This is a genomic window from Pseudomonas syringae pv. tagetis (genome assembly GCF_022557255.1).
Lineage (GTDB): Bacteria > Pseudomonadota > Gammaproteobacteria > Pseudomonadales > Pseudomonadaceae > Aquipseudomonas > Aquipseudomonas caricapapayae.
Genome location: NZ_CP092923.1, coordinates 2255949 through 2270116 on the forward strand (window position 1 = coordinate 2255949; position 14168 = coordinate 2270116).

The following is a 14168-nucleotide window of genomic DNA, read 5'->3' on the forward strand; positions in this document are numbered from 1 at the left end:
AATGGGGATCGTTCGATTCAGTTGCCGAATGGTGATGCTGGCTGGGGTGCTGCGTGTGCAACTGTCGGGTAAGCGCTGTTCGCGAAGAGCCGGTACGTCGCATGGGATGCATCGAGCGGAATATAGCCTTCGCGAACAGGTTTGCTGCTAAAGATACGCGCAGCGCAATCAGAGCACTTTTTTGATCGCGTCACACACTACGTCGATGTTCTTCTGATTCAGCGCGGCCACACAGATACGCCCGGTGTCCAGCGCGTAGATGCCGAACTCGCTGCGCAGACGATGGGCCTGCTCGGCGGTCAGGCCGGAGTAGGAGAACATGCCGCACTGACGGGCGACGAAGCTGAAGTCCTGGCCAGCCGGATTATCGGCCAGACGCTCAACCATGGCTTTGCGCATGCCCTGAATGCGCAAACGCATTTCGCCCAGCTCTTGTTCCCATAGCGCACGCAGTGCCGGATCGTTGAGGACCGCAGCAGAAATGATTGCACCGTGCGTCGGCGGGTTGGAGTAGTTGGTGCGGATCACGCGCTTGACCTGTGACAGGACACGAGCGGTTTCTTCCTTGGATTCGGTAATGATCGACAGTGCACCCACGCGTTCGCCATACAGCGACAGCGATTTGGAGAACGAGCTGGACGCGAAGAAGGTCAGGCCCGACTCGGCGAACAGGCGCACTGCCAGAGCATCTTCCTGAATGCCTTGACCAAAGCCCTGGTAAGCCATGTCCAGAAACGGTACATGGCCCTTGGCCTTGACCACGTCAAGAACCTTTTTCCAGTCTTCAAGGTTCAGGTCGACGCCGGTCGGGTTATGGCAGCAGGCGTGCAGCACGACAACCGAGTTGTCCGGCAGGGCCTGCAGGTCTTCGAGCATGCCTGCGCGATTCACATCGTGCGTGGCTGCGTCGTAGTAGCGGTAGTTCTGTACCGGGAAACCTGCGGTTTCGAACAGTGCGCGGTGGTTTTCCCAGCTCGGATCACTGATCGCCACAACGGCGTCGGGCAGCAATTGCTTGAGGAAGTCGGCACCGATCTTCAAGGCGCCTGTGCCGCCGACCGATTGAGTGGTCAGCACGTGGCCCGAAGCGATCAGCGGGGAGTCGGTGCCGAGCAGCAGTTTTTGCACGGCCTGATCGTAAGCGGCAATACCGTCGATCGGCAGATAGCCGCGCGGTGCGTGCTGGGCGACGCGGTTTTTTTCAGCTTCAGCCACGGCACGCAGCAGAGGAATGCGCCCGTCTTCATCACAGTAGACACCTACGCCAAGGTTGACCTTGGTGGTGCGGGTGTCGGCGTTGAATGCTTCGTTGATACCCAGGATCGGATCGCGGGGTGCCATTTCGACAGCGGAAAACAGGCTCATTGTGCGGCGGCTCTTGATGAAGAGTGGGTAGGGGATGCACGCTGCGGCCGAATGCGCCAAAGCGGTGCATAAACAGGGCCTAGTATAGAGAGCATCACTGCGACGGGCGACAGTTCAGGCGGGTTTTTTCGAGGTATATGCGCATATTTTCAGAACGATCGTGCCGTTCAAACCTCAATGCTTTAAGTGCGCGCCTTGAAAGGCTGGCATATGGCTCCATCTAGTAAGCATCATTTCAAGACATCGCACGCCTTTTCCCGGCGGGATCGGGCGTTGGCGATGATTTCGTCATGGCCTGTCTGGCAGGTGCAGACGAGTCCCTTGCGCGATCCTGTCGCGAACGAATCAAGAGGTAGGTTATGTCCGAGTTCCAGCTCGTTACCCGTTTTGAGCCAGCCGGCGATCAGCCCGAGGCCATTCGTCAACTGGTCGAAGGGATCGACGCAGGGCTCGCACACCAGACGTTGCTGGGGGTGACCGGCTCGGGCAAGACGTTCAGCATCGCCAACGTGATTTCCCAGATCAAGAGACCGACACTGGTGCTTGCGCCGAACAAGACCCTGGCTGCGCAGCTGTATGGCGAATTCAAGGCGTTTTTCCCGAATAATGCCGTGGAGTATTTCGTTTCCTATTACGACTACTACCAGCCCGAGGCCTATGTTCCTTCGTCGGATACGTTCATCGAGAAGGATGCGTCGATCAACGATCACATCGAACAGATGCGCCTGTCTGCGACCAAGGCGCTGCTCGAGCGCAAGGACGCGATTATCGTTACCACGGTGTCGTGTATCTACGGTCTGGGCAGTCCGGAAACCTATCTGCGCATGGTCATGCACATTGATCGCGGCGATAAACTCGATCAGCGTGCCTTGCTGCGACGCCTGGCCGACCTGCAGTACACCCGCAACGACATGGACTTCGCCCGTGCGACGTTTCGGGTGCGCGGTGATGTGATCGACATCTACCCGGCCGAATCCGATCTGGAAGCGATCCGGGTCGAACTGTTCGACGACGAAGTCGAGAGTCTGTCGGCGTTCGACCCGCTGACTGGCGAGGTCATCCGCAAGCTGCCGCGCTTTACATTCTACCCAAAGAGCCACTACGTCACGCCGCGTGAGACGCTGATCGAGGCGATGGAAGGGATCAAGGTCGAGCTGCAGGAGCGCCTGGAATACCTGCGCAGCCAGAACAAACTGGTGGAGGCGCAGCGTCTGGAGCAGCGAACCCGCTTCGATCTGGAAATGATGCTCGAGCTGGGCTACTGCAACGGCATCGAAAACTACTCGCGCTACCTGTCGGGACGTCCGTCCGGTGCACCGCCGCCGACCTTGTTCGATTACCTGCCACCGGATGCCTTGCTGGTGATCGACGAATCCCACGTCAGCGTGCCGCAGGTCGGCGCGATGTATAAAGGTGACCGGTCGCGCAAGGAAACCCTGGTCGAGTACGGTTTCCGCCTGCCGTCGGCACTGGATAACCGGCCGATGCGGTTCGACGAGTGGGAGGCCATCAGCCCGCAGACCATTTTCGTCTCGGCGACTCCGGGTAACTACGAGGCCGAGCACGCCGGGCGTATCGTCGAGCAGGTGGTGCGCCCGACCGGCCTGGTGGACCCACAGATCGAGATCCGTCCGGCGCTTACGCAGGTCGACGATCTGTTATCGGAGATCCACAAGCGTACTGCGCTGGAGGAGCGGGTGCTGGTCACCACGCTGACCAAACGCATGTCCGAGGATTTGACCGACTACCTGAGCGACCACGGTGTACGGGTGCGTTACCTGCACTCGGACATCGATACGGTGGAACGTGTCGAGATCATCCGCGACCTGCGACTGGGTACGTTCGATGTGCTGGTGGGCATCAACCTGCTGCGCGAAGGTCTGGACATGCCGGAGGTGTCGCTGGTGGCGATCCTCGATGCCGACAAGGAAGGCTTCCTGCGTTCCGACCGCTCGCTGATCCAGACCATTGGCCGAGCGGCACGGAACCTCAATGGTCGGGCGATTCTGTATGCCGACCGGATTACCGGCTCGATGGAGCGAGCCATCGGCGAGACCGAACGGCGTCGCGAGAAACAGCTGGCGTTCAACCTGGAACATGGCATCACCCCCAAAGGCGTGTTCAAGGACGTTGCCGATATCATGGAAGGCGCGACCGTGCCCGGCTCGCGCAGCAAAAAGCGCAAAGGCATGGCCAAAGCCGCCGAAGAGAATGCTCGTTACGAAAACGAACTGCGCTCGCCGAGCGAGATCAACAAACGCATTCGTCAACTGGAAGAGAAGATGTACCAACTGGCCCGCGACCTGGAGTTCGAAGCCGCCGCTCAGATGCGCGACGAGATCGGCAAGTTGCGCGAGCGGTTGCTGGCGGTTTGATTTGTATGACGGATACACAGTCGACCCTCGTGCCAATGCTCCGCGTTGGCACGCCGTTGTCGGCCCCCAATCCATCTGACATCCCAGAACCGCCGTGTGACGCAGAGCGTCACGAACTGCATTCCGACGCAGAGCGTCGGTACGATAAGCAAAATCTTGGCCGCTGCCAACGCAGTGCTTTTCAACCGCGATGGCCCAGACGACGCCGAGTGCGACGTAAGTGACGGCTGAGTCCTGGCGCTGATCCGTGGGTAGCCTGGCAGGACGCCAGGCTAGCCGCACCGGGCCATGGATGGCCCGTTGCGGCGACCCGCGGATCAGTGACAGGGCGAAGGAACCCGACGAAGTCGGGCCGGAAACGGAGCCAGGGGGTTTGGTTACTTTGGCCCCATCAAAGTAACTCGCCGAGGGGCGAAAAGCTGACCTGAGCCGAACACAAATCCCCCTGACATCCCAGAACCGCCGTGTGACGCGGAGCGTCACGAACTGCATGCCGACGCGGAGCGTCGGCACGATAATCATCCGTGCTTTTAGCCAAACAGCTCTAAAACGCTTTTCACCGCGATGGCACAAGCGACGCAGAGTGCGACGTAAGTGACGGCTGAGTCCTGGCGCTGATCCGTGGGTAGCCTGGCAGGACGCCAGGCTAGCCGCACCGGGCCATGGATGGCCCGTTGCGGCGACCCGCGGATCAGTGACAGGGCGAAGGAACCCGACGAAGTCGGGCCGGAAACGGAGCCGAGGGGTTTGGTTACTTTGGCCCCATCAAAGTAACTCGCCGAGGGGCGAAAAACCGATTCGAGTCGAACCCCAATCCCCCTGACACCACAGAACCGCCATGTGACGCAGAGCGTCACGAACTGCATGCCGACGCGGAGCGTCGGCACGATAGTCAGAGGAGGAGAAAATCCCCCTGACACCCCAGAACCGCTGTGTGACGCAGAGCGTCACGAACGGCATTACCACGCGGAGCGTGGGAACGAGAATCTGAGTCGAACCCCAATCCATCTGACATCCCAGAACCGCCGTGTGACGCAGAGCGTCACGAACTGCATGCCCACGCACGATAGGAAAAGCCTTTTTAAGCACCCATCGGGCCCTGCGAGCAGCGCCGAGCGCGGAGCAAGAATGCAATCACATTGCCCGTGCTGGAGCCTCATGCCTCCGGCCTGTTAACATTCCGCGCTTGATCGACCAATTTCGGGATTTTCCATGACCACCGTTCGTACCCGCATCGCGCCATCGCCCACTGGCGACCCTCACGTCGGCACGGCCTACATTGCACTGTTCAACTACTGCTTTGCCAAACAGCATGGCGGCGAGTTCATCCTGCGCATTGAGGACACCGATCAACTGCGCTCTACCCGCGAGTCCGAACAACAGATTTTCGACGCACTACGCTGGCTGGGCATCGAGTGGAGCGAAGGACCGGACGTCGGTGGTCCGCACGGCCCATACCGCCAAAGCGAGCGTGGCGACATCTATAAAAAGTACGCGCAGCAACTGGTCGACATGGGCCATGCCTTCCCGTGCTTTTGCACCGCCGAAGAACTGGACGAGATGCGTGCCGAGCAACAGGCCAAGGGGGAGACCCCGCGCTATGACGGTCGTGCCTTGCTGCTCTCCAAGGAAGAAGTGCAGCGCCGCCTGGAGGCGGGCGAGCCACACGTGATCCGCATGAAAGTGCCGACCGAAGGTGTCTGTGTTGTCCCGGACATGCTGCGCGGCGAAGTCGAAATCCCGTGGGATCGCATGGACATGCAGGTCCTGATGAAAACCGACGGGCTGCCAACTTACTTCCTCGCTAACGTGGTCGATGACCACCTGATGGGCATTACTCACGTCCTGCGCGGCGAAGAATGGCTGCCATCGGCGCCGAAACTGATCCTGCTGTACGAATACTTCGGTTGGGACAAGCCGCAGCTGTGCTACATGCCGCTGCTGCGTAACCCCGACAAGAGCAAGCTGTCCAAGCGCAAGAACCCGACTTCAGTGACTTTCTACGAGCGCATGGGCTTCATGCCCGAGGCGATGCTCAACTACCTGGGCCGCATGGGCTGGTCGATGCCGGACGAGCGCGAGAAGTTCTCGCTGCAGGAAATGGTCGAGCACTTCGACCTGTCGCGTGTTTCGCTGGGCGGACCGATTTTCGATATCGAGAAGCTGTCCTGGCTCAATGGTCAGTGGTTGCGTGATCTGCCGGTCGAGGAGTTTGCCAGCCGCTTGAAGACGTGGGCACTGAACCCCGACTACATGATGAAGATCGCACCCCATGTGCAGGGCAGGGTAGAGACCTTCAGTCAGGTCGCACCGCTGGCCGGCTTCTTCTTCGCAGGTGGCGTCACCCCTGATGCGAAGCTGTTCGAGCACAAGAAGCTGTCCCCGGAGCAGGTCCGTCAGGTCATGCAGCTTATCCTGTGGAAGCTTGAGTCGCTGCGTCAGTGGGAAAAGGACCGCATCATGGGGTGTATCCAGGCGGTCGTCGAGCATCTGGGGCTCAAGCTGCGTGACGCCATGCCTTTGATGTTCGCTGCGATCACCGGTCAGGCCAACTCGGTGTCGGTGACCGATGCAATGGAAATCCTCGGCCCGGACCTGACCCGCTTCCGTCTGCGTCAGGCCCTCGATTTGCTGGGTGGTGTTTCCAAGAAAGAAAACAAGGAATGGGAAAAGCTTCTGGGCTCGATTGCCTGAGGCATTCCCCGTTCCTGTCAGTCGCCCCCGGTTTTCCGGGGGTAGAAGGGTAAGTGGTTGTATTACCGACAAAAAAGTTTGCAAATTGTAGAAAATAAATTTGACAGCTCTGTCACTCACGCTTAATATGCGCCCCGTCCACTGATGTGGGGCTTTAGCTCAGCTGGGAGAGCGCCTGCATGGCATGCAGGAGGTCAGCGGTTCGATCCCGCTAAGCTCCACCAAATCTAGCGTTTCAGAGTATTGCTGCACGGCTCTGATGCGATGTGAAGCAAACGGATCCAGCGACCGTTTGCTTTTCGAGAAGGTTATGTCCCCTTCGTCTAGTGGCCTAGGACACCGCCCTTTCACGGCGGTAACAGGGGTTCGAGTCCCCTAGGGGACGCCAGTTTCATCGAGTGATGCCGCAAGGTTGATCTCCGCCGAGAGGCGTAAATCCGGGGCTTTAGCTCAGCTGGGAGAGCGCCTGCATGGCATGCAGGAGGTCAGCGGTTCGATCCCGCTAAGCTCCACCAATTTTGCCAGGGTTCATCGTTCGATGAACCTGACTGAAGGTTTTGCGTCCCCTTCGTCTAGTGGCCTAGGACACCGCCCTTTCACGGCGGTAACAGGGGTTCGAGTCCCCTAGGGGACGCCACGATTTCCCGCTCTGCGGGACCAAGGGTCATTCGATTATTGAATGGCCCTTTTGTTTTTCAGGTTTTGAAAAACCCTTCCCTTCTGGTATTCACCTATCGTCTCCGTGCACACGCCTGTTTCTGCGCCAAAGGGCGTGGGAGCGACCGGGACGGCGGTACGCATTGTTCGAGAAGACAATGTTCAAGACGGCGCATTTTCGGCGACCATGCCGGCCCCTTCGCGAACAAGTTCGCTCCCACGACCCAGTCTTTCATACACAGCCATCCTGGCTTCGCTACACTCCCCGCAAATCGAACTCACGTAAGCAGGAGCACGCATGGTCTGGGATCGGGCAACGCCTTTCGTCATTGACCTGAACGTCGGCGCAGAAGACATTGACGGGCTGGGGCATGCCAATAACGCTGTCTATGTTTCCTGGTTGGAGCGCTGCGCCTGGCGGCATTCGCAGTATCTGGGCCTGGACCTGACCGAGTATCGGCGTCTGGACCGGGCAATGGCGGTGGTCCGGCATGAGATCGACTACCTGGCCAGCGCTTACGAGAGCGACGAACTGCAATTGGCGACCTGGATCGTCGAATGGGACCGACGCTTGAAAATGACCCGCTGCTTCCAGCTCAAGCGGCCTGCCGACAACCTGACGCTGCTGCGCGCGCAAACCACCTTTGTCTGCATCGAACTGTCCACCGGTCGGCCCAAACGCATGCCCGCGGAGTTCGTCGAAGGCTACGGCGCGGCCATTCTCGAAAGCGGCGTTCCCAATCCGTACGCCGGGCAGTAAACTGCCGGACTTTTTTTCGAGTGTGATCCATGCAAATTGCTCTGGCGCCCATGGAGGGGTTGGTCGACGACATCCTGCGCGATGCACTGACGAAAGTGGGTGGCATCGACTGGTGCGTGACCGAATTCATCCGGGTGTCCGAGCGTTTGATGCCGGCGCACTACTTCTACAAGTACGCTTCGGAGTTTCACAACGGCGCGAAGACTGATGCGGGTACGCCTTTAAGGCTCCAGCTATTGGGCTCCGATCCGGTGTGTCTGGCCGAAAACGCCGCGTTCGCCTGCGAATTGGGCGCACCGGTACTGGACTTGAACTTCGGTTGCCCGGCAAAGACCGTCAACCGCTCGCGCGGCGGCGCAATCCTGCTCAAAGAGCCGGAACTGCTGCACTCGATCGTCAGTCAGGTGCGCCGTGCCGTGCCCAGACACATCCCCGTCACCGCCAAGATGCGCCTGGGTTATGAAAACACTGATGGCGCGCTGGATTGCGCGCGGGCATTGGCTGACGGCGGGGCAGAGCAAATCGTCGTTCACGCGCGCACCAAGGTGGACGGCTACAAGCCGCCGGCGCACTGGGAGTGGATTGCGCGCATTCAGGAAGTGGTCAAGGTTCCGGTGGTCGCCAACGGGGAAATCTGGACGGTTGATGACTGGCAGCGTTGCCGCGAAATCTGTGGGGCGCGGGACATCATGATTGGCCGCGGGCTCGTGGCACGTCCCGATCTGGCCCGGCAGATTGCTGCGGCGCAGAAGGGCGAAGAGGTGGTGCCGATGACGTGGGCCGAGTTGCAGCCGATGCTGCGTGCTTTCTGGCAGGCATGTCTGATCAAGATGACGCTCATTCAGGCGCCGGGCCGACTCAAGCAATGGCTGGTGCTGCTGACCAAGAGCTACCCGGAAGCAATCCTGATGTTCAACACGCTGCGCCGTGAAACAGACTGCGATCGCATCAGCGTATTGCTGGGTTGCGAGCCCGAAACCAACCCCGACGAACGGTCAAAAAAAGTCTGAAAACAGCCTCTTGAAAAGCGAATGGTCGTCCTTATTTTGCTGATCAGGCGATGCCGAATACGGGTCGCATAAACCACTCGCTGATAAACAGGAGAATTGTTATGGCTACTGCATTTTCTCTGGCTCCACTGTTTCGCAACTCAGTGGGTTTCGACCGCTTCAATGATCTTTTCGAGTCGGCGGCGCGAAATGAGACAGCCAGCGGTTACCCTCCTTACAACGTGGAGCGGCATACCGATGATCATTATCGAATCGTGATCGCGGCAGCAGGTATGCAAGAACAGGATCTGGACCTGCAAGTTGAAAAGGGCGTATTGACCGTCGTCGGCAACAAGCGTGAGCAGGAGGACAGCAACGTCACCTACCTGCATCAGGGTATTGCCCGGCGTGAATTCAAGTTGTCCTTCAGGCTGGCCGACAATATCGAGGTCAAGGGAGCTGACCTGTCCCATGGTTTGCTGAGCATTGATCTGGTGCGGAATGTGCCGGAAGAAGCCAAACCGAAGCGAATTCCGCTCAATACCCAGAAAGTGCTGGGCAGCTGATCTGTCAGGTGACAGCACGTGTTGAAAGAAAGGCACCTTCGGGTGCCTTTTCTGTTATCAGTCCCAGGGCGCGATTGACTGCACCTGCCGCTTGATCTGCAGCAGGTTCTCGAACTGCGGTGCTGGCAGCGGTTCGCTGAACAGGTAGCCCTGATAGTTGTAACAGCCGACTCTTTCAAGGAACGCCAGTTGCTCTGAGGTTTCGACGCCTTCAGCAATCACGTTCAGGTTGAGGCTCTGTGCCATGGCCACGATCGCGCGAATGATTTCTGCATCATTGGGGTCGCGGGTGGCGTCCTGGACGAATGACTGATCAATCTTCAGCGTATCCACCGGCAAGCGCTTGAGATAAGTCAGCGATGAATATCCGGTGCCGAAATCATCCATTGCGAAGCTCACCCCCAGCGCCTTGAGGCTGTGCATTTTGAGAATCGTATCGTCCAGATTCTGGATGACGATGCCTTCGGTAATTTCCAGCTTGAGCATGGATGCAGGCAACTGGTGTAGCTTGAGGCTGTGTTGCACACGTTCGACGAAGTCGTTCTGGCGGAACTGGCGCGGGCTGATATTGACGCCCATCAGGAATTTATCTTTCGCGATCAGCCCCTGTTTCAAGAGCAGGCCGCCGGTTTTGCACGCTTCGTCCAGAATGTGGCTGCCAACTTCCAGAATCATTCCGCTTTCTTCGAGTATCTGGACAAACTGGTCAGGCGACAGCAGCCCGTATTCAGGATGCTCCCAGCGCAGCAACGCTTCGGCACCAGTGATGCCAGTGTCGCGGCTGTCGATCTGGGCCTGGAAGTGCAGGTGAAACTCGTTGCGGGTCAGCGCCAGACGCAGGTCGTTTTCGAGGCGCAGGCGCTGGCTGACTGCCTGTTGCATGGACACATGAAAAAACTGTGATGCATTACGCCCGGCATCCTTGGCGCGATACAGCGCAATATCGGCTCGTTTGAGCAAGTCGGCAGGTGCCAGACCATCATCCGGGATCAGCACGATGCCGATGCTTGGCGTGACTTGCAGGCGATGACCGTCGAGAAACATCGGTTCGGCCAACAGTTCGCGCAGGTTGTCGGCCAGCACGCGAACCTGCCGAGTGACGTCCTCGCGAGAGCCATCCAGGCCGCAGATCAGCACCACGAACTCGTCACCGCCCAGGCGCGCAACGGTGTCCTCGTGGCGTACGCTGGCTTCCAGACGTGCGGCGATGATGCTCAGGACGCTGTCGCCTACCGGATGACCGAGTGAGTCGTTGATGTGCTTGAAATGATCCAGGTCGAGAAACAGCAGGGCACCGCGCAAGTTCTGGTGCTGAAGCAGTGATACTTGCTGGCTCAGGCGGTCCATCAGCAGCGCGCGGTTGGGCAGCCCGGTGAGCGGGTCGTGATAAGCCAGATGCTGAATCTGCGCCTGGGCTGTTTTCAGCTGGCCGATGTCCCGTGCGTTCATCAACAGGCAGGCGGTATTGTTCAGCGTGATGAACTCGACCGATATGTCCAGTACCAACGGTGCGCCATGCTTGTCCTGACCGTTCATTTCCCGATGATGCACGCGACCTTTCTGGCGCAGCTCGTCAATCATGTAGTCGCGCTGCACAATGTCGGACCAGATGCCGATTTCGTGGGCTGTACGACCAAGCACTTCCTGAGCGCTGAAGCCGGTCAGGCGACAGAAGCCGTCATTGACCTCTACATAACGGCCGGACTCGATTTCAGTGATGGTGATCGAGTCCGGGCTTGAGTGAAACGCCTTGGCAAACTTCTCCTCGCTGGCCTCCAGCGCGGCCTGGACGCATTGTTGAGTGATGTCCAGCAGGGTTCCGGACAACTTCACGGCCTGACCCTGTTCATCACGATAGATTCGTGCACGGCTTTCAAGCAGACGTGAAGTACCGTTCTTCAACTGAAACCGGTAAGTCACCTGAAAACATTCCTGCCTGCTTTCAAGAGCTGCAGCATAGGCTGCATGCATTTTATGGCGTTCTTCGGCTGGCAGGCTGTCGAGGAACTGTCTGCCATCCTCGTCGAAGGGCTGCGCCTCCATGCCATGCAGCACGGATGCTCGCGGCGAGGCTTGCAGCCTGTTGCCGATGATGTCCAGATCCCAGGTGCCCATCTGCGCCAGTTCCAGTGCCAGTTCGAGACGATGCCGGGTTTGCTGGAGGACGCGCTCCGCGCCTGTCAGCGGCAGACTGATAGAGGCTGGCTGTTCAAGGGCGTTCAGCACGGGGTTATCCGGTGGATTGGACATGTGATCACGAGCCTTTAATCGATAAAGCCGATAGAGCGATCAGTCTGCGGCTTGCAGCATGGTCTACTTACTATGTCTGCGCATCGAGCAGTTTCATGAATGCTCTTGCTGCATTCGATAGCGTGCGTTCGGTATGCAGGATGTAGCCTAGCTGGCGATTGAGTTGCACGCCCGGTAGCGGAATGCGCGCCACTTGTTCGTCGAGCATGGTACGTGGCAAAACGCTCCAGGCCAGGCCGATGGAAACCATCATTTTGATGGTCTCCATATAATTGGTGCTCATCGCAATGTTGGGTTTTAGGCCCTGAGCCTCGCACAGCCCGCTGACAATATGATGGGTAAACGTGTTACCGCCCGGGAATACTGCCGGATAGCGCACCACATCCTCAAGTTTCATCGGCCCGCTGTTGGCCAGCGGATGCTCCGGCGCTGCGACAAAGTCCAGCGGGTCGTCCCATACGGGTACGGCACGGATCAGCATATGTGGCTCGGGTGCGAGTGTAATAACGGCCAGTTCGGCACGTCCGTGAAGAATTTCCTCATAGGCAATTTCCGAGTCCAGGAACTGGATGTCCAGTGCGACCTTTGGATACGCGCGGGTAAATGCCCGCAATACCGGGGGCAAGCGGTGCAGGCCAATGTGATGGCTGGTCGCCAGAGTCAGCCTTCCGGTGACTTCGCCGGTCAGGTTGGTCAGCGCGCGTCGCGTGTCATCCAGCACATTCAGAATCTGGTAGGCGCGCGGCAGCAGGGCGCGCCCGGCCTCGGTCAGGCTGACTTCCCGGCCCAGGCGGTCGAACAGGCGGACGTTCAACTGTTGCTCCAGACCGGCGATGCGTTTGCTGATCGCCGGTTGGGTCAGATAAAGGCGTTCGCCCGCCCCGGAAAAGCTGCCGGTCTCGGCAATTGCTATAAAAGCATTAAGGTTGGCGAGGTCCATGATCGGATTCCATTTGGTTATCCAAAGTATGAAAATTATGAATTTGAGTTATTTAAGCATATTCCATAGGATGACCGCACAAGCCAAGGGGTCATCATCACGATTGCCCAGGGCATAGAAACAAGCTGATGAGGAAGTACGTCCGATGGCCGGGAAAACGCTCTACGACAAGCTCTGGGATTCGCATTTGGTCAAGCAGCGCGACGATGGTTCGGCGCTGATCTACATTGACCGCCATATCATCCACGAAGTGACCTCGCCGCAAGCGTTCGAAGGCCTGCGGCTGGCGAAGCGCAAGCCATGGCGGATCGATTCGATCATCGCCACGCCTGACCATAACGTGCCGACCACACCGGAACGCAAGGGCGGTATCGATGCCATTGAAGATCAGGTGTCGCGCCTGCAGGTACAGACCCTTGACGACAACTGCGACGAATACGGCATTACCGAATTCAAGATGAATGACCCACGCCAGGGCATTGTCCACGTGATCGGCCCGGAGCAGGGCGCAACCCTGCCTGGTATGAGCGTGGTCTGCGGCGACTCGCACACCTCGACCCACGGCGCGTTCGGCGCGCTGGCGCACGGTATCGGCACGTCCGAGGTCGAGCACGTACTCGCGACTCAGTGTCTGGTGGCCAAGAAAATGAAGAACATGCTGGTCTCGGTCGAAGGGCAGTTGCCATTCGGTGTGACGGCGAAAGACATCGTCCTGGCCGTGATCGGCAAAATCGGTACGGCAGGCGGCAACGGTTACGCCATCGAGTTTGCAGGCAGCGCGATTCGCGACCTGTCGATCGAAGGCCGCATGACCATTTGCAATATGTCCATCGAAGCGGGTGCCAGGGTCGGTATGGTGGCCACTGACGAAAAGACCGTCGAGTACGTCAAGGGTCGTCCGTTCGCCCCTAAAGGTGCGGAATGGGACCAGGCAGTCGAAGCCTGGAAGGACTTGGTGTCCGATCCGGACGCCGTGTTCGATACCGTTGTCAGGCTGGATGCGGCGCAGATCAAGCCGCAAGTCAGCTGGGGTACGTCGCCTGAAATGGTTCTGGCGGTCGATCAGAACGTACCGGACCCTGCGCAAGAACCGGACCTGGTCAAGCGGGGTTCCATCGAGCGTGCATTGAAGTACATGGGCCTGAAAGCCAATCAGCCGATCACTGATATCCAGCTCGACCGTGTGTTCATCGGCTCCTGCACCAACTCGCGGATCGAAGACCTGCGCGCTGCCGCAGACGTCGCCAAGGGCCGCAAGGTTGCTGCGACCATCAAGCAGGCCATCGTGGTGCCGGGCTCGGGCCTTATCAAGGAGCAGGCCGAGAAGGAAGGGCTGGACAAGGTGTTCATCGACGCCGGTTTCGAATGGCGCGAGCCGGGCTGCTCGATGTGTCTGGCGATGAACCCGGACCGTCTGGGCTCCGGTGAGCACTGTGCGTCCACGTCAAACCGCAACTTTGAAGGCCGTCAGGGCGCTGGCGGCCGGACGCATCTGGTAAGCCCGGCGATGGCTGCCGCGGCAGCGGTCAATGGCCGTTTTATCGATGTTCGCGACCTGATCCAGCTCTGAGG

General features: G+C 58.9%; 9 protein-coding genes and 4 tRNA genes. 10 read left to right on the plus strand and 3 right to left on the minus strand.

Going from position 1 to position 14168, the window contains the following annotated elements; all coding sequences use genetic code 11:
- Positions 1–168: 168 nt before the first annotated feature.
- The gene (locus tag MME58_RS10120) at positions 169–1365 is read right to left on the minus strand and encodes an amino acid aminotransferase (RefSeq protein ID WP_055005856.1); all 1197 of its coding nucleotides are present in this window, start codon (positions 1363–1365) and stop codon (positions 169–171) included.
- A gap of 359 nt (positions 1366–1724) precedes the next feature.
- On the opposite strand from MME58_RS10120, the gene uvrB reads away from it, so the two are divergent.
- From uvrB to MME58_RS10165, 9 genes are all read left to right on the plus strand, one after another.
- On the plus strand, positions 1725–3740 hold the full coding sequence (uvrB, locus tag MME58_RS10125; protein WP_003366641.1) for an excinuclease ABC subunit UvrB: 2016 nt from the start codon (positions 1725–1727) through the stop codon (positions 3738–3740).
- A gap of 1212 nt (positions 3741–4952) precedes the next feature.
- Positions 4953–6434, plus strand: a complete 1482-nt coding sequence (gltX, locus tag MME58_RS10130) for a glutamate--tRNA ligase (protein WP_054988185.1) — start codon at positions 4953–4955, stop codon at positions 6432–6434.
- A 148-nt stretch (positions 6435–6582) separates the two neighbouring features.
- Positions 6583–6658: transfer RNA gene (locus MME58_RS10135), tRNA-Ala, on the plus strand.
- An 88-nt stretch (positions 6659–6746) separates the two neighbouring features.
- A tRNA-Glu gene (locus tag MME58_RS10140) sits at positions 6747–6822 on the plus strand.
- A 51-nt stretch (positions 6823–6873) separates the two neighbouring features.
- Positions 6874–6949 (plus strand) — tRNA-Ala (locus MME58_RS10145).
- Positions 6950–6995: 46 nt separating this feature from the next.
- A tRNA-Glu gene (locus MME58_RS10150) sits at positions 6996–7071 on the plus strand.
- A gap of 318 nt (positions 7072–7389) precedes the next feature.
- Entirely contained in the window at positions 7390–7851 is a 462-nt protein-coding gene (locus tag MME58_RS10155; RefSeq protein WP_055005818.1) for an acyl-CoA thioesterase, read from the plus strand.
- Between the two features lie 29 nt (positions 7852–7880).
- Positions 7881–8861 carry a tRNA dihydrouridine synthase gene (locus MME58_RS10160; protein ID WP_055005817.1) on the plus strand — a complete coding sequence of 327 codons (981 nt, stop codon included), beginning with the start codon at positions 7881–7883 and terminating at the stop codon, positions 8859–8861.
- Between the two features lie 101 nt (positions 8862–8962).
- On the plus strand, positions 8963–9406 hold the full coding sequence (locus MME58_RS10165) for an Hsp20 family protein (RefSeq protein WP_054988174.1): 444 nt from the start codon (positions 8963–8965) through the stop codon (positions 9404–9406).
- Positions 9407–9463: 57 nt separating this feature from the next.
- Here the strand turns inward: MME58_RS10165 and MME58_RS10170 are convergent, their stop codons facing one another.
- Together MME58_RS10170 and MME58_RS10175 are read right to left on the minus strand one after the other, a co-directional pair.
- Positions 9464–11656: a putative bifunctional diguanylate cyclase/phosphodiesterase gene (locus tag MME58_RS10170; protein ID WP_055005816.1), complete on the minus strand. Its 2193-nt coding sequence runs from the start codon at positions 11654–11656 to the stop codon at positions 9464–9466.
- 70 nt (positions 11657–11726) lie between these two features.
- Positions 11727–12596, minus strand: a complete 870-nt coding sequence (locus MME58_RS10175) for a LysR family transcriptional regulator (protein WP_055005815.1) — start codon at positions 12594–12596, stop codon at positions 11727–11729.
- 145 nt (positions 12597–12741) lie between these two features.
- Between MME58_RS10175 and leuC the strand changes: the two genes are divergently transcribed.
- Complete coding sequence (leuC, locus tag MME58_RS10180; RefSeq protein WP_055005814.1) at positions 12742–14166, plus strand: 3-isopropylmalate dehydratase large subunit; 1425 nt, start codon at positions 12742–12744, stop codon at positions 14164–14166.
- Positions 14167–14168: the final 2 nt, after the last annotated feature.